The 17441-nt window shown below is 44.6% G+C and carries 13 protein-coding genes; 4 read left to right on the forward strand and 9 right to left on the reverse strand.

What is annotated here, in order from left to right:
• Window positions 1-290: 290 nt before the first annotated feature.
• The 7 genes from NBH03_RS07005 to NBH03_RS07035 form a co-directional block, all read right to left on the reverse strand.
• The gene (locus NBH03_RS07005) at window positions 291-1280 is read right to left on the reverse strand and encodes an ABC transporter ATP-binding protein (RefSeq protein ID WP_117540740.1); all 990 of its coding nucleotides are present in this window, start codon (window positions 1278-1280) and stop codon (window positions 291-293) included.
• Window positions 1277-2275, reverse strand: coding sequence for an ABC transporter ATP-binding protein (locus NBH03_RS07010; protein WP_015514952.1), 999 nt, complete (start codon window positions 2273-2275; stop codon window positions 1277-1279). The genes NBH03_RS07005 and NBH03_RS07010 overlap by 4 nt, the downstream gene beginning before the upstream one ends.
• 18 nt (window positions 2276-2293) lie before the next feature.
• Window positions 2294-3340: an ABC transporter permease gene (locus NBH03_RS07015; protein ID WP_227081305.1), complete on the reverse strand. Its 1047-nt coding sequence runs from the start codon at window positions 3338-3340 to the stop codon at window positions 2294-2296.
• An 18-nt stretch (window positions 3341-3358) separates the two neighbouring features.
• Window positions 3359-4276 (reverse strand): ABC transporter permease, encoded by a 918-nt coding sequence (locus NBH03_RS07020; RefSeq protein WP_215690358.1) that lies wholly within the window; start codon window positions 4274-4276, stop codon window positions 3359-3361.
• 299 nt (window positions 4277-4575) lie between these two features.
• Window positions 4576-5589 (reverse strand): alpha-hydroxy-acid oxidizing protein, encoded by a 1014-nt coding sequence (locus NBH03_RS07025; RefSeq protein ID WP_250798517.1) that lies wholly within the window; start codon window positions 5587-5589, stop codon window positions 4576-4578.
• Window positions 5590-5700: 111 nt separating this feature from the next.
• Window positions 5701-6264, reverse strand: coding sequence for a chromate transporter (locus NBH03_RS07030; protein WP_117540746.1), 564 nt, complete (start codon window positions 6262-6264; stop codon window positions 5701-5703).
• Window positions 6265-6276: 12 nt separating this feature from the next.
• Window positions 6277-6834, reverse strand: a complete 558-nt coding sequence (locus tag NBH03_RS07035) for a chromate transporter (protein ID WP_015514948.1) — start codon at window positions 6832-6834, stop codon at window positions 6277-6279.
• Window positions 6835-7021: 187 nt separating this feature from the next.
• Here NBH03_RS07035 and NBH03_RS07040 point away from each other — a divergent pair, with 187 nt between their 5' ends.
• Complete coding sequence (locus NBH03_RS07040; RefSeq protein ID WP_250798519.1) at window positions 7022-7888, forward strand: LysR family transcriptional regulator; 867 nt, start codon at window positions 7022-7024, stop codon at window positions 7886-7888.
• 441 nt (window positions 7889-8329) lie between these two features.
• Window positions 8330-11785 carry a pyruvate carboxylase gene (locus NBH03_RS07045; protein WP_250798520.1) on the forward strand — a complete coding sequence of 1152 codons (3456 nt, stop codon included), beginning with the start codon at window positions 8330-8332 and terminating at the stop codon, window positions 11783-11785.
• A 274-nt stretch (window positions 11786-12059) separates the two neighbouring features.
• Here NBH03_RS07045 and NBH03_RS07050 read toward each other — a convergent pair whose 3' ends face one another.
• Window positions 12060-13229 (reverse strand): YgeY family selenium metabolism-linked hydrolase, encoded by a 1170-nt coding sequence (locus NBH03_RS07050; RefSeq protein WP_250798523.1) that lies wholly within the window; start codon window positions 13227-13229, stop codon window positions 12060-12062.
• Window positions 13230-13648: 419 nt separating this feature from the next.
• On the reverse strand, window positions 13649-14026 hold the full coding sequence (locus tag NBH03_RS07055) for a RidA family protein (protein WP_250798527.1): 378 nt from the start codon (window positions 14024-14026) through the stop codon (window positions 13649-13651).
• Window positions 14027-14403: 377 nt separating this feature from the next.
• Here NBH03_RS07055 and pepD point away from each other — a divergent pair, with 377 nt between their 5' ends.
• Together pepD and NBH03_RS07065 are read left to right on the forward strand one after the other, a co-directional pair.
• Window positions 14404-15858 carry a beta-Ala-His dipeptidase gene (gene pepD, locus NBH03_RS07060; RefSeq protein WP_250798531.1) on the forward strand — a complete coding sequence of 485 codons (1455 nt, stop codon included), beginning with the start codon at window positions 14404-14406 and terminating at the stop codon, window positions 15856-15858.
• Between the two features lie 126 nt (window positions 15859-15984).
• Window positions 15985-17397, forward strand: a complete 1413-nt coding sequence (locus NBH03_RS07065; RefSeq protein ID WP_250798532.1) for a YfcC family protein — start codon at window positions 15985-15987, stop codon at window positions 17395-17397.
• The last annotated feature ends 44 nt before the right edge of the window (window positions 17398-17441 follow it).

The following is a 17441-nucleotide window of genomic DNA, read 5'->3' on the forward strand; positions in this document are numbered from 1 at the left end:
TTGCAGATGCTCAGAACCAACCGCTTGGACCATGGCTCCGAACAATTTGCGTTTTCTATAAACATTATGCATTCCGCATAACTGCTTATCACAATTTATAATATTATAGTAACTGTTCAGAGCTAACCTCCAAAATGCTACGCATTTCGTCGGTGTGGCGTATCCGCCAAATAAAATTTCAAAAACAGTCTTAAAAATGCAAGCATTTTATACCTGTTTTTTGAAATTTTGCTTAGCTCTGAACAATTACACATTATACCATTCACAGCGCTGTCTGTGAAACGGTACTTTTAGTTGCACTTGTCCAGATGATGACAAGCTGCATAATGTCCCGGAGCCACTTCCTTGAATTCCGGAACTTCCTTCGCACACTGTTCGTCTGCATATGGGCAGCGTGTTCTGAAACGACATCCTGAAGGTGGATTCAGCGGGCTAGGTACATCGCCTTCAAGAGCGATACGCTTGCTGGCCCTTGCCTGCTTCGGGTCTGCGATCGGGATCGCAGAGATCAGACTCTTTGTATATGGATGCAGGCTGTGCATTGTCAGCTCATAGCTGTCGGCAAGTTCCACCATTCTGCCAAGGTACATAACGCCGATACGGTTGGAAATATGCTTAACAACGGACAGATCATGGGCAATGAACAGATAAGTCAGATTCATGCTCTCCTGCAGATCCTCAAACATATTGATAACCTGCGCCTGAATAGAAACATCCAGCGCGGAAATCGGCTCATCACACACAATGAATTCCGGATGAACAGCCAATGCTCTTGCAATGCCGACACGCTGACGCTGACCGCCTGAGAACTCATGCGGATAACGATTCGCATGCTCGGAGTTCAGACCAACGCGACGAAGCATCTCGATAATCATATCATAACGCTCCTGCTTGGAAGATGCAAGATGGTGGATATCAATTGGTTCACCGACAATATCACCGACTGTCATACGCGGGTCCAGACTGGCGTATGGATCCTGGAATACAATCTGCATTTTCTTACGATAAGGCAGCATATTCTCTGCAATCTTCTTCTCTTTATCAAAAATAACCTTATCATCATAAATAATTCTGCCGCCCGTCGGTTCATAAAGACGGAGCAGTGTACGTCCTGTTGTTGTCTTACCGCATCCGGACTCACCAACAAGACCAAGTGTTTCACCTCTGTTGATAAAGAAGGAAACATCATCTACAGCCTGAACATATTTCTTGTTCTTTCCAAAACCACCGGCCGGAAAGTACTGCTGCAAATGTTCTACCTGAACTAATTTATCACTCATTTTGCGGCCTCTCTTTCCATCTGTTCCTTCTGGTTCATCCAGCACTGTGTATAGTGTACATCATCGAAAGTTGTCACCGGTGCCATCTCTCTCAGGCAGATCTTCATACAGTTTGAACAACGCGGTGCAAACGGACATCCTGCAGGAGGATTCAGCAAATCGATCGGTGTACCCTCAATCGGCACCAGACGCTCATGCTCTTTGGCATCCAGTCGCGGAATACTCTTCAGAAGGCCCTTTGTATATTCATGCTTCGGATTGTAGAAAATATCATCCGTTGTACCATATTCGACAATACGTCCGGCATACATAACAGCAATCCTGTCGCACATGCTGGCAACAACACCAAGGTCATGGGTGATCATGATGATCGCCATACCAAGCTTCTCTTTCAGCTCCATCATCAACTCAAGGATCTGTGCCTGAATCGTCACATCAAGGGCTGTTGTCGGCTCATCGGCAATCAGAAGCTTCGGTTCACATGCCAATGCGATCGCAATCATAACACGCTGTCTCATACCGCCGGATAACTCATGCGGATACTGCTTCAGACGCTTTTCAGGCTCATTGATACCAACCAGTTCCAGAAGTTCTTTGGCTCTGGCCCGGGCCTGCTCTTTATTCTTGTCTGTATGCAGAAGAATAACTTCCATGATCTGGTTGCCAATTGTATAAACAGGATTCAAACTTGTCATCGGATCCTGGAAAATAATCGATACTTCGTTGCCTCGGATCTTACGGAACTCCTTCTCAGACAGATCGTTGATACGGTGACCGTTAAAATCAATCGTACCACCGACTAACTTACCCGGGTAAGCAGTCAGTCCCATCAGACTGTATGCAGTAACGGATTTACCTGAACCACTCTCTCCTACAATACCGAGGACTTCACCATCATTCAGATGGATAGAAACGTCATTCAATGCCTTAACTTCACCGGCAGGTGTGAAGAATGAAAGACGTTCGTGCTGTATATCTACAAGATATTCTGACATAATCTTACACTCTCCTTCCTAGTTCTTAAGTTTAGGGTCAAAGGCATCTCTGAGGCCATCGCCCAGTAAGTTAAAGCTCAGAATAATCAAACTGATAACTGCTGCCGGAATAAACAGCAGATACGGATATGTATTCAAACCATTGATCGCATCACTGGCAAGACTTCCCAGAGAAGGCATCGGAACAGCAACACCAAGACCGAGGAAGCTCAGGAAACTCTCCGTAAAGATAGATGACGGAATCTGCAGTGTTGTTGTAACGATCAGTGTACCGATACAGTTTGTCAACAGATGCTTCTTGATAATTCTCGCTGAAGATGCACCCAGTGCTCTTGCAGCTGTAACATATTCACTTTCCTTCAGCATCAGGATCTGGCTTCGTACCATACGTGCCATACCAACCCAGTACAAAAGAGCGAATACGATGAAAATACTGATCAGGTTCTCACCAACAACGGAAATCCATCCGAAGCCCGGCGCCTGAGCCAACACCTTCAATGGTGCCTTCAAAGCGAAGGACAAAAGAACGATCAGCAGGACATCCGGAATGGTATAAATAATATCAACAATACGCATCATGATCAGATCGACCCAGCCGCCTGCAAAAGCAGCGATGGAACCGAAAATAGAACCGATGACAAGAATGATCGCTGCTGCAATGATACCAACCAGCAGGGAGATACGGCTTCCCATCATGACACGGATCGCATAATCACGGCCCATCTTATCTGTGCCGAAGAAATGCGGAAATACCTTCTCGCCGGCTGCTATTTGCTCCATCTCTTTGGCAGAATAATGCATCGGTGCAAGGTTATTCGCACCCTGAATCTGCTGTTCGTAACTGTATGGATAAAATGCCGGAACAATAAAGGCAAAAATCATAACAATAATAATGATAAACAGACAAACCATAGCCACTTTGTTCTTACGCAGACGTCTGAAACCATCTTTCCAGAAGCTAACGCTGTCACGCATGACAACAAGGCTTTCCTTCTCTTCATCAGTAGCCGGAAGGAAGTCGTCTGGATTTAACTTTAATTGAAAACTTAACGGATTCTTCTCCATTATCACTTACCCTCCTGTTTATTTCAGCTTGATACGCGGGTCTACCAGTTTGTAGACAATGTCAACAATAACATTCATAACGATCATGATCGTCGCAAGGAAAATTGTTGTACCCATGATCATCGTGTAATCACGGCCATTGATGGCTTTGATGAATTCGCCGCCAAGACCCGGAATTGTAAAAATCTTCTCTGTAACAAAACTACCTGTCAGTGTATAAGCCAGCATAGGACCTACATATGTAATAACAGGCAGGATTGCATTACGAAGGGCATGCTTAAACAGGGAAACCTTCTGTGACAAACCCTTTGCCTTCGCTGTACGCATATAATCCTGGCCGAGAACATCCAGCATGGATGAACGCATCAGACGCATGATATATGATGTCGGATAAGCTGCCAGCGCAACCACCGGCATAATGTAGCTCTGCGCACTCTTAAGGCCCAGTGTCGGCAGCCACTGCAGTTTAACGCCAAAGACGTAAAGGAGCAGCGTACAGATAACGAACCCGGGCACCGCAATACCGCAGGTGGCAATGACACTGAACAAACTATCAATAAAAGTGCCTCTCTTGTATGCAGCCAGAACACCCAGCGGCACACCGACACAAAGTGCAAGGACGACAGCCATTCCGCCTAATCTAGCGGATACAGGGAACTTTGTCGCAATAATATCCATAACTGTACGGCCTCTCTGCTTCAGGCTGTCACCGAAGTCGCCGTGAGCTGCATCGGAAATATAAGTAAAATAACGTTCTGCCATAGGTTTATCCAGTCCATACTTAGCTTCCAGCGCTTTTGTTGCTGCAGGGCTGATTGCCTTCTCTGATAAGAACGGTCCGCCCGGAACCAGGTTCATCAGAAAGAATGTGATCGTGGCAACTGCCCAAATGGTCACGATTGCAAGTGCAATTCTCTTGAGTATGTATTTACCCACTTTTCTCTCTCCTATTCAATTTAGTTTTCTGCTATTATAACGTCTAAGACGGACATTTGTCTATGTACAAAAAATACCATTTGTATAGTATACTTCATCACGTTAATAGACTAAATAACAACAGTCATATGAAATAATTTAAATTATAGCATATATTGTTTGAATTGTACAGCAAAAAAAACACTTCGCAGCTTTAACAAAGCGACTCCACGAAGTGTTTTCTGAATATTTATTCATTTTTTAATGTTTTTTTGACATTTTTGCTAATATTTATTGGAAATATTTGTCATCATATTCATTTATCGAACCATGTCCGGTGTAATCTCATCCAGACTGAATGCACCGCACATAGCCATCGTATCTGCCAGTTCTCCGGCCAGTTTGTCAATGTAGGCTTTCACGCCTTCTTCGGCACCACCGTAAACAGCTGTTACAAAAGGACGGGCGATAATAACTGCATCTGCACCAAGTGCCAGTGCCTTGAAAATATCCACACCGCTTCGAATGCCGCCATCCACAAAAATCTTCATGCTGCCGCCGACAGCCTTCACGATTTCAGGAAGAACTTCTGCTGTTGCCGGGCACTGATCCTGTACACGTCCGCCGTGATTGGATACAACAATGGCTGCTGCTCCCGCTTCCTTCGCCTTCAATGCACCCTTCACTGTCATAACGCCCTTCACGATAAACGGCGCACCGGCCATTTCTGCAATGTCCTTCAGATCCTCGACGGATTTGCCGCCTGCCGGCGGATCCATATTCTTCAGGAACGGCAGACCGGCTGCATCCACATCCATAGCCACTGCAAAAGCACCGGACTTCTTCACCAGATCCATCTTCTCACGGATCGTATCCAGATTCCACGGCTTCACTGTCGGAACACCCATGCCGCCGGCCAATGCGATCGCATCTGTTGCCGCTTCCATCACCTTCGGATTCGTACCGTCACCTGTAAAAGCAACAATGCCATTTTCTGCACAGGCAGAAACAAGGACTTTATTATAAGAAACATCATCATATGCATCGCTGTAATGCAGGTTCACAGCCCCTACAGGTCCTGCAAAAAACGGATACTTGAACTTCTTTCCAAAGAGTTCAAGGGATGTATCCACTGCCTTCGGCGCACACAATGTATCCATATTCACTCTGATCTCCTGCCACTTCTGGTAATTGCGAATGGCCGTATCGCCGACACCCTTGGCTCCGGGACCCGGAACGGTGTTGCGGCATGCCAGACCATTGCAGACCGGACAGGCCTTACATAACTTGCCGATGTTCTCTCTTGCATTCGCAAGTACTTCATTATAATTCATAATCTCCTCCTCACTCCGACGTCATCCTTTCTACTACCCCCGGATCATGTCGGTCTTTATTTTAAATATAATCGCAGTGCCTGAAACCATACGCTCAGGCTCGCTTACCCCCTACAAACTAAGTATAACACCAATTACACCAGATGCAAGAATATAAATGATCGGATGCTTGCCTGTTTTCTTATAAACAACATACAGCACCACGCCAAATATAAACGCTTTTATATTGAAGAGATCCGTCAGCGATCCTGTTTCTGCAAACAGCTGTGATCTCAGAAACGCGGCCTCAGCCACACGAAGTCCTGCCACAGAAATCAGACCCACGGATGCGGCTCTCAGGCCATACATACAATATTGTACGTATTTATTCGTTTTAAATTTCTCCAGAATATTCGACACAATAATAATGATAATAATAGACGGTGTTACCAGTCCGGCCACCGCAGCAATACCGCCTAAAACACCCATGGAAGTAAAGCCCGTATAAGTAGCCATATTGATGCCCATCGGTCCCGGTGTGGATTCCGAAATAGCAATCATATTGGAAATATCATCCAGCGTAAACCAGCCTGTCGCAGCCTGCATATCATAAAGGAACGGCAGTGTTGCCAGACCGCCGCCAATGGCAAAAAGTCCTGTCTTAAAAAATTCCCAGAAAAGTCTAAATATCAACATATTTCATCCCTCCTATGCTTTCTTCTGCGCTTTTGAACGTTCCATCAAAGTCTTGATGATCACACCTGCTGCTCCGGCACATACAATCCATACAAAAGATGCAACATCGGTAAACAGTGACAGAATCACAACGGCCGCAAAAATCAGATACGTCGCCGCATCGATCAGAGACTTCTTCGCCAGTTTGATAACGGCATCCAGCACCAGGACACACACACAGACACGAATACCTGCAAGGGCATGCTGTACCCAGACAATATGTGTAAAACTGTTAATGAAGGCGGCGATGATCATGATAATGACCAGTGAAGGAAAAACACATCCGATAGTCGCCACAATACCGCCGATAATACCTTTGCGCTTATACCCGATAAATGTCGCGGTATTAACAGCAATAATACCCGGTGTACACTGACCGATAGCATAATAATCCATCAATTCCTCACTCGTTGCCCAGTTTCTGTTCTCCACAACTTCACGCTGCAGAATCGGCAGCATCGCATAGCCGCCGCCGAAAGTAAATCCGCCAATCTTGGCAAACACAATAAATAATTCCCATAACTCTTTCATAATCTCTATAATCTCCTTTCTCTTCCCATCCGAATCCCTTTCTGTCAGGATTCGCTTTATTTATCGTTGTGAAAATACACCTCCTGGTTTATAATAATTCTTAAAGCAATGTTTTCCTGTCCACCATTTCATTACGGCCGATGATGCCTCCGTTCCGGACGGCATACATTATGATAGAGAGGTTTCCATGACACTTATACAGCTGAAATATTTCCAGACGATCTGCAAATACAACAATATCACACGGGCATCTGCCGAACTCCATGTCTCCCAGCCCAGTCTCTCCAATGCGGTCAAGGAACTGGAGCGTGAATTCGGTGTCAGTCTGTTCACCAGGCGCAGCCGCGGTCTGGAACTGACTCCGGAGGGTCGCTACTTCCTGGATGAGGCAGATAAGCTTCTGGAACAGGCCGAACAGCTGACAACCAATATGAAGCATATGTCTACAACCGACAGAACACTGACCCTTGGTCTTCCGGCCATGAGCGGTTCCCTCGTCTTCACAGATCTCCTTCGAACCCTCTATGCCCGTTCTCCCGGTACACATATCCAGGTCATGGAGAATGGTTCTCTGGCCAATCGTTCCAAAATCATGGATCACACTCTGGATGCGGCCATTATCACCCGAAACGGACCGCTCCCTCCGGGCATCGGCCATGTGACGCTGCGTCATGTCAACGTCTGCCTGTATCTGTCCGTCATGCATCCCCTGGCTGAGAAAGATACCGTAACAACCGACGACCTGGATCAACTGCCTCTGGCCATGCTGCCGGAAGATACTTTCCTCGACCACTGCATCGATCAGTATTATGAAACCCTTCATCTGAAGCCGAGTATCATTGTCCGCACCAATCAGCTGGCAACTATCCAGCAATTGGTGGCAACCAACACAACCGCGGCTTTTCTTCTGGATCATGTACTGGAAGAAAGCAGCGATATCGTGAAACGGACGGTACCGGGCCTTTTGCCTGCGGAGATCGACCTGATCTGGAAATCCAGCCGCCATCTCTCACCGCATCTGAAGAATCTGATCACAGCCGCCCGGAACATCTGACGAACCGAACTGTACAATCCAAAAAATCTGCTGCCTGAATGGCCGATATCTGACAGATCTGATACAGTTAGTGTTTCTCAACATTCTATCCATATTGTAAGCTATATGGAACAATTATTCCAATACTGATGTTTTATCGTGGTATAGTTTTATTCTATACCACTTTTTCTATTTTCCTTTGTAAACGTTTCCAAAACGAATTCTATTTTGTCGAATATTGCATTTTTTTCGGAGCAATTATGAATTTTTCTTGATATTCCATCACATTTTTGAATGTTTAATATTTAACGCTTGCATTTAGTCAAACCATATCGTATAGTAAAAATATATGTATGCAATACACTCCGTACGACAGTCTGCATTCCTGCTGCTGTTTGTACGATAGAAAATAAGGGGATTTCAGATTGTATTTGCAAAGTTAAAAAAGGAGGTTTCTCAAAAGTGGGAGAAGTACAAATCAAACCATTCAAACGTGTTCTCGTCGCTAACCGAGGCGAAATCGCCATCCGTGTTTATCGTGCTCTGAATGAGCTGGGTATTACAACCGTCGGTATTTATTCCAAGGAAGACCGCTATGCCCTCTTCCGTTCCAAAGCAGACGAATCCTATCAGCTGAAAGAAAATAAAGGTCCTGTTGATGCTTATCTGGACATCAAGGGCATTATTGAAATTGCCAAGAAGGCAAATGTTGATGCTATCCATCCGGGCTATGGTTTTCTCTCTGAGAATCCGGACTTTGTCGAGGCCTGCGCAAAAGCCGGCATCGTATTTATTGGACCTTCCGAGGACATCATGAATGCCATGGGTGATAAGATTTCTTCCAAACAGATGGCTATCAAAGCCGGTGTTCCAATCATCCCTGGTGTAGATCACGCATTGAAGACAGAAGAAGAAGTCATGAAAGTTGCTGAGATGGTCGGTTATCCGGTTATGCTGAAAGCCTCCAACGGCGGCGGCGGCCGCGGTATGCGTATCGTCAACAGCGCCGAAGATATGCCGAAGGAATACCGCGAAGCCTGCAATGAATCCAAAAAGGCTTTCGGTGATGACCAGATCTTCATCGAGAAATACATCCGCGGACCAAAGCATATCGAAGTACAGGTGCTTGCAGATAATTACGGCAACGTTGTTCACCTTTACGATCGTGACTGCTCCGTGCAGCGTCGTCATCAGAAAGTTGTCGAATATGCCCCTGCATTCAGCATTCCTGAATCAACACGTCAGATTATTTTCGACAGCGCTATCAAGCTTTGCAAGCAGGTCGGCTACAGAAATGCCGGTACACTTGAATTCCTTGTGGACCAGGAAGGCAATCCATACTTCATTGAGATGAACCCTCGTGTCCAGGTTGAACATACCGTTTCCGAGATGGTTACAGGCATCGATATTGTTGCTTCTCAGATTCTCATTGCCGAAGGTTATCCGCTGAACAGCCCTGAGATCAATATTCCATCCCAGGATGCTGTCAAGTGTCAGGGATTCTCGATCCAGACACGTGTTACAACAGAGGATCCATCCAATAACTTCCTTCCGGACACAGGCAAGATCACTGTTTATCGTTCCGGTTCAGGCAATGGTATCCGTCTTGACGGCGGCAACGCTTATGCAGGCGCTGAGATTCTTCCATATTATGATAGTCTTCTTGTAAAAGTGATCACACACGACCGTACATTTGACGGTGCCATCCGCAAGTCTCTCCGCGCATTGAAGGAACTGCGTATCAGAGGTGTCAAAACCAACGTGCCTTTCCTGATCAATGTCATCAACCATGAGACATTCAGAGCCGGCCAGTGCTACACCACTTTTATAGAAGAAACACCTTCTCTGTTCCAGCTGCAGCGCAGCCAGGACCGTGCAACCAAGATCATCGAATTCCTGGGTGACAGAATCGTCAATACAACTGGCGGCGACAAACCATTTTATGAAAATCGTGAAATTCCTCAGTTCGATGAGGAGAAAACGGTTTATGGTGCCAGAGACGAATTCTTAAAGCTTGGAGCCAGGGACTTTACTCAGAAGATCTTGAATGACAAGAAATTATACGTGACAGATACAACTATGCGTGATGCCCAGCAGTCCCTGATGGCAACCCGTATGCGTACGAAGGATCTCGCCGGTGCAGCCCGTGCAACCAATGCATTTATGCAGAATGCTTATTCCGTTGAATGCTGGGGCGGTGCCACATTCGATACCGCTTATCGTTTCCTGAAGGAATCTCCATGGAAGCGTCTCGAAATTCTCCGTGAGAGAATGCCGAACACTATGCTCCAGATGCTGCTGCGTGCATCCAACGCCGTTGGTTACAGCAATTATCCGGATAATGTGGTTAAGAACTTTATTGATGTTTCCTCCAAAGCCGGCATTGATATTTTCAGAATTTTCGACTCCCTGAACTGGGTTGAGAATATGAAGATGCCAATCGAAGAAGCATTGAAAACAGGCAAGATTGTCGAAGGTACACTCTGCTATACAGGCGATGTTACGAATCCAAACGAGAAGAAATACACACTGGATTATTATGTCAAGAAAGCCAAAGAACTCGAAGCACTTGGTATCCATACCTTCTGCATCAAGGATATGGCCGGACTTCTGAAGCCATACGCTGCCAAAGAGCTGATCGGTGCGCTGAAGTCCGAACTGAAGATTCCGGTTCACCTTCATACACATGATTCTACAGGCAACGGTGTTGCAACTGTCCTGATGGCTGCAGAAGCCGGCGTTGATATCGTCGATCTGGCCATTGAATCCATGAGCACACTGACCAGTCAGCCATCCATGAACTCTGTTGTTGCTGCCCTGCAGGGTACAGACCGTGACACAGGCCTTGATCTTGATGAACTCAGTGAACTTGGCCGCTACTACGGCAGAGTCCGCAAGGTTTACAAACAGTTTGAAAGCGGTATGAACGCACCAAACGTTGATATTTACAAGTACGAGATCCCTGGCGGTCAGTACTCCAACCTTCTCGCCCAGGTTGAAAGCATGGGTATGAAGAATCAGTTTGAAGAAATCAAAGAGCTGTACAGACAGGCTAACGAGCTTCTCGGCAATGTTACAAAAGTTACTCCTACATCCAAGGTTGTCGGTGATATGGCTATCTTTATGCTGAAGAACGGTCTGAACAAAGACAATATCCTTGAACTTGGCCAGGATCTCTCATTCCCTGCCTCTGTTGTAGACTACTTCAAGGGCATGATCGGACAGCCTGAAGGTGGATTCAATCCTGAACTTCAGAAGATGATCCTCAAAGGTGAGAAACCGATCACTGTCCGTCCGGGTACATTGCTTCCAGATGTCGATTTTGACGCTGTTAAGGCCATGCTGAAGGATAAATACGATCTCTCAGATTTCTCAGATTATCAGCTGGATCTGAAGGCTGTCAGCTATGCCCTCTATCCAAAGGTATATGAAGATTACTGCGAACATTTCCAGGCATACAACGATGTTACACGACTTGAAAGCCATGTTTACTTCTATGGCCTGCGCCGCGGTGAGGAAACAACCCTTAAGATTGGTGAAGGTAAAGATCTGCTGATCAAGTTTATGGAAATGTCTGCACCTGATGAGGAAGGCAAACGTGTCCTCAGCTTTGAAATCAACGGTTCTGTCCGCGAAGTCACTGTTCAGGATAAGAAGCTTGAAGTTAAGTCCGATAAGAAACTGAAAGCCGATAAGTCCAACCCGGCTCATGTTGGTTCTACGATTCCGGGTACAGTCAGCCAGGTATTCGTCAAAGAAGGCGAAGAAGTGAAACAGAACCAGCCGCTGCTCGTACTCGAAGCCATGAAGCTGGAGACAACTGTCGTTGCCAAACAGGACGGTGTTATCGACAAGATTTATGTTGCTGCAGGCGATCGCGTCAATACCGGCGATCTGTTGCTGTCCTTCCAGAAATAATACCTTATATAAACAAAAAGCGCAGTCCATGCTTTATGCCTGGCTGCGTTTTTTGTTTTTATTGTGCCCCGTGTTTCATTTTATAGTCTCTGTCGCTATGCTCATAGTTGCAATACTGAATTTTACGCATAAAAAATAGCCGTCCATGAACTTTGGCGAGTTTTAACGGCTATTTTTATAAATAATGCTATTTCGCCGGGTCGGGTGAGCGCATTCACCTTCCGACTTCCTATATTCTTATTATACCTTTCTTACAGGCGTTTGTAAATACTTCTTACAGTTCTTTTTCCAGCAGCGCATAGAACTCACACGCAAGCAGAATCTCATCTACAGGGCATGTTTCATTGACAATATGACATCCGGCTTCATCCCCCGCACCGAAAATAATGGTTGGTACACCAAGATATCCGCCTGTCACCCATCCATTTGTGCAGCCATTTCTTCGATAAATAACCGGCTCACGTTCAATACCTTTAACAGCTTCGCAGGCACTCTGAACCATATGATTAGAAACATCTGTATGCCATGCATTGACCATATTGTGCATCACTACATCACGGCCTGTCCAGCTCTTATCTGCAACATCCACGACTTTCCATTCTGTATCCGGAATATCTTTACAAAACGCATTCATTTCAGCTGCTAATACTTCCTCTGTCTGTTCCGGTGTAATTCGACGGTCAATCGTCAGTTTTGCAATTCCCGGAATAGAATTAATAGATGGTGCATCTGTCTCAATCTTTGTGCAGGCTATGGAGCCATTTTGTCCATCTGCCTGAACCAATTCTTCGCCATATGCTTTCACACGTTCAATGATTGGCATCATTTTATACAGTGCATTATCCCCCTGCTGATGTCTGCTGGCATGAATACTGGTTCCCTTTACTGTAATTTCAAATAACGCACGTCCATGGTGTCCATTGCTGATGCGCAAATGTGTCGGTTCACAGATAACTGCATAATCCGGTTTAAAATTCAGTTCTTCAAATTCATTTTTAACAGCAACGCCTTCATAATCTTCTTCCATCGTTGAGCAGCTGACATAAATCGTCTTACCTTCTGCATATCCCAGTTCTCTTGCCAGATAAGCGCCATATACGGAAGCAGCCGCAGAGGATTTCATATCGACAGAACCGCGTCCATGAAGATATCCATCGTAATTTTCACCGCACCATGGATCAAAATCCCATTCCTCCGGCTTTGCAATCACCGTGTCCAGATGCCCGTCAAAATAAACTTTCATCGGGCCATTGCCAATGATACCAACAACACTTCCTATACTGTCGATAATGACCTGATCAAAATTCAGCTTTTCCATTTCTTCTTTGACACGATATACAGCATCTTTTTCATGACATGTATAACTCTTAATTCTGATTAGATCCTGCGCAAAAGCAATTAGCTGCGGGCCAATTTCTTTCATTAGTTCCTGTCTTGTCTTCATATTATACCTCCTCCATTTTTGCCGCTAAACGGCACTTCTCTATTTGTTTCAGTTATTTATATAAGCAATTATCATTCCACTAATATCTTCCAGCTGTCCGTATTTTTACCAATTATTTCAATTGTCATTTATGGAATCTAACCAAAAAGCAGTAGCCTGTTTCATTCAAAATATATCTATTTTATTTTTTTATCATTATGATATCAAATATCAAAAAAATAATTTCAGAATGATAAAAATATCATTTTGAAACTGCTGCTTACCAAAAAAATATCCCAACAAATGTAAAGCCGAAAAGTCTTACATTCGTCAGGATATTTGTGGTAGATTCTGAAGAGAGTAGATAATTATTTCTTAATTAGTTTTGATTTGGTTCTAAGCGATTTTATCGCTTTATCTGTTGATTGCCTTACTGTTTTTTACTTTACAGCCGCAATAACTTCAATTTCTACAAGTCCGCCTGCAGGTAATGCAGCAACCTGTACGCATGAACGAGCCGGGAATGTTTCGCCAAATGCTTTCTGATATAAAGCATTCACTGTTGCGAAATCTGCAAGGTCTTTAACAAAAACAGTTGTTTTGATAACATCTGCAAAAGTTGCACCTGCTTCTTCCAGAATAGCTTTGAGATTGTTTAAAGACTGTACTGTCTGTGCTTCTACACCTTCCGGCAATTTGCCTGTCGCCGGATCAATACCCAGCTGACCGGATGTGAATAATAAACCTTCTGTACGAACTGCCTGAACATATGGTCCAATAGCAGCAGGTGCTTTTGATGTGTTTACAATATTTTTCATTTTAGAGTCTCCTTTCATTTAATCACACGATACACTCTATATTATAGAGCAAATCACGTGCCAAGTCTGAATTCCCATCATCCAGCTTTATTTTCTCTTTTTTCATGGCTTTCTAGCCTTAACACTCCTTCATTTTCTCATTTTGATATTTTTTATTTTCTCATTTTGATATTTTTTCTATGTTGAGAATCAGCAATTTTGCCCTTTTCTATCTTTTTTATATTAAATTCTCCTCTTTTCCACCATTTTTTCATTGTTTCCCTACAAAAATACATCTGGCACACAAATTGCTTTTATATAAAACCATCAACCGGATATCTTATAAAAATCACTGCTTCAGCAACAGCGAAAATTCCGGTAAAAGAAAGGGGAAAACAATGGAATACATCTTTAGTGGTCTTGAACCACAAAACGTCCTGAAAAATTTTTGGGACTTATCGCAGGTTTATTCCCGCCGTGCAGATAACACCCAAGGCATCAGTGATTATCTTGCGAATTTCGGCAAAAAACTTGGTCTAAAAGTCATTCAGGACCCAACAACCAATGTTATTATTTACAAACCTGCATCCAAAGGGTATGAGAATGCACCAACTGTCATGCTGGCTGGTCATATGGATATGATCTGTGCCGCTAATCCTGGTGTTGTCCACGATTTCGACAACGAACCACTGAAACTTATTCTTGATGCAGACGGTGATACCATTCACGCTGACGGAACCACACTTGGTGCTGATGATGGTCTGGGGCTTGCCTTTATCCTGTCTGTTCTGGAATCAGACACAATTGCACATCCTGCAATTGAAGCTGTTTTCACAACCAATGAGGAAACAGATATGAAAGGTGCTTGGGAACTGAACTACAGTGCCCTAACAAGTAAAATCATTCTCAGCCTTGATGCCACACGTCTGTCACTGGGCGGTGCCGGAGAACTGGAAATGGAAATGTTCATGAACTATCAGTCTGTTCCTTCCAGAGAAGGCGATGTTCAGAGTACATTGGCCATTTTCGGCCTGATTGGCGGCCACAGCGGAAAAAATGCATTTGCAGAAAGAGGCAATGCGAATACATTGCTTGTACGTGTTCTTTCTGATCTTCAGAAAAACAAAAAAGTACCTTTCCGTATTGTTCGTTTTACAGGCGGAGACTACACAGCCTGCGCTTTTGCCCGTGAAGCAGCCTGTACAATCAGCTATCCGGAAAAATACAAAGTCATCGTTGAACATGCTGTTGACGAATGGCAGAAACTTTATTCTTCAGAACTGGCTGTGCCTGATCCAAATGTCAAATTGACATGCACACCTGCTGAGAAAGTAGCTGAAACATTATCCGACAACGACACCGACCGATTCATCACATTTATGACAATCCTCCCTGATGGTCTGTGCTCTCTCCATAAACATTTTGAGCATAAATATGAATCATGTGTCAATGTTGGTGTTGTTGAAATGCAGGAAAATGCCATCCGCGTTATCACCTGCATCCGTTCGGCGCTGGCCAGCAAAAAGTATTTCCAGTTCGACAAGATTGAAAAAGTATGTCACGTTATGGGTGTGACATATAATATTCTTCATGACCTGCCTCAGTGGGAATACAACAATCACGCACGTGTAGCTGAAGTCATTGGTTCAATCTACGCTGATATGGAACCGAATGTTGCTCAGGGTACATGTGAACAGGGCATTTTCCTCATGCATATGCCGGGTGCTGAGGCTGCCGGAGTTGGACCTGTCGTTGACAGTCCACACTCACCAAATGAAAAAATTTCTATCCATACATTAACAGATGACTGGAATCGATTTGTTCGTGTATTGGAAGCAATGATCAACTATTAACATTTTTATTTGCATACATATTGAATAATAACCCTTCCCATTTTATACCCCGGACAGAACGCTATGTCCGGGGATTTTTTAGGATAATATTAAATCCCTATCTGACTTTAAGAGGAGGAAATTATAATGTCTGAAACAAACACCAAAAAAACCGTTAAAATGCCGCATATCTTTGCGATACTTTTCTGTGTCCTTGTTCTTGTAACAATTCTGACCCATTTGATGCCTGCCGGAGAATATACCCGCTTTGTTGATGAAGCAACCGGCCGTACAGTCATTGACCCGCAAAGTTATACTCAGGTTCCGGGAACTCCGGTTGGTCTTCTGGCTATGCTGACTGCCATTCCTGAGGGTTTTGAGCAGGCGGCTCTGATTGTCATTCTGACTTTCTGCGTTGCCGGTACTTTTAATCTGATTACATCTGTCGGGTTAATTCCTGCACTTTTGAAGAGTATTTCAAGAAAATTTGCTGACAAAGGTATCGTAGTTGTCCCTTTACTTCTGATCATCATCTCAGTACTGGACAGTTTCCTTGGCATGCCGGAATTAACCATCGTTTATATTCCCATTATCATGCCGCTGATGCTCGGTCTCGGCTTTGATTCTATCACAGCCTGCGGTGTTGTTATCTGCGGAAGTGCTGTCGGTTTTACCGCCGGTCTGGCTAATCCATATACCGTTATCCTAGGTCAGCAGCTGGTGGGACTTCCGCTTTACTCTGGTATCGCCATGCGTATTGCCGTCTACTTTGTTCTTCTGATTATTACCTGTCTTTATGTCATGCGTTATGCAATCAAAGTACACAAAAATCCTCAGGCCAGTCTGACTTATGAACAGGATCTGAAAAAACGTGAAAACATCAATGCTGATGACGGTCAGCCAATCATCTTAAACTTCCGCCAGAAGCTTTCAGGGGTCTTTGCTGTCGGCATGTTCATCTTCATCATTGCAGGCACCATCGCCTGGGGATGGGGCATGGCAGAAATGTGCGGCATGTTTATCGCCATGGGTATCGGTGTTGGCCTGATTTCCGGTCTGGATGTCAATGGTCTCTGCAGCACTTTCCTTGATGGATGCCGCGGCATCATCATGGGCGCCCTGGTTCTTGGCCTGGCCCGCGGTATCTCTGTTATCATGACAGAAGGCAACATCCTGGACACGATTGTTTATTATCTTTCCAACATGATTGGACATCTTCCGGATGCCGTTACCATTATCGGTGTGCTGCTCGCCATCACGGTACTGAACTTCTTTATCTATTCCGGTTCCGGCAAAGCGGTTCTGATCATCCCAATCATTTCTCCATTAGCTGACACATTAGGTATCTCACAGCAGACAGTCATTCTTGCCTATCAGTTCGGTGACGGTCTTTCCAATACGATTTATCCAACACATGCAAGTTATATGGCAACACTGGCTATTGCTGATGTTCCATGGCAGAAATGGATGAAGTTCCAGGTTCCGCTCTTCCTGATCTGGTTTATCGTGGCCTGTATCTTCCTTTTAACCGCACAGCATATCGGCTACGGTCCATTTTAATCTAAAAATATTATTTTTTGACGATTGGGGTCTGAAAAAGACCC

The sequence above is a fragment of the Coprococcus intestinalis genome (assembly GCF_023656595.1).
Classification (GTDB): domain Bacteria; phylum Bacillota; class Clostridia; order Lachnospirales; family Lachnospiraceae; genus Coprococcus_A; species Coprococcus_A intestinihominis.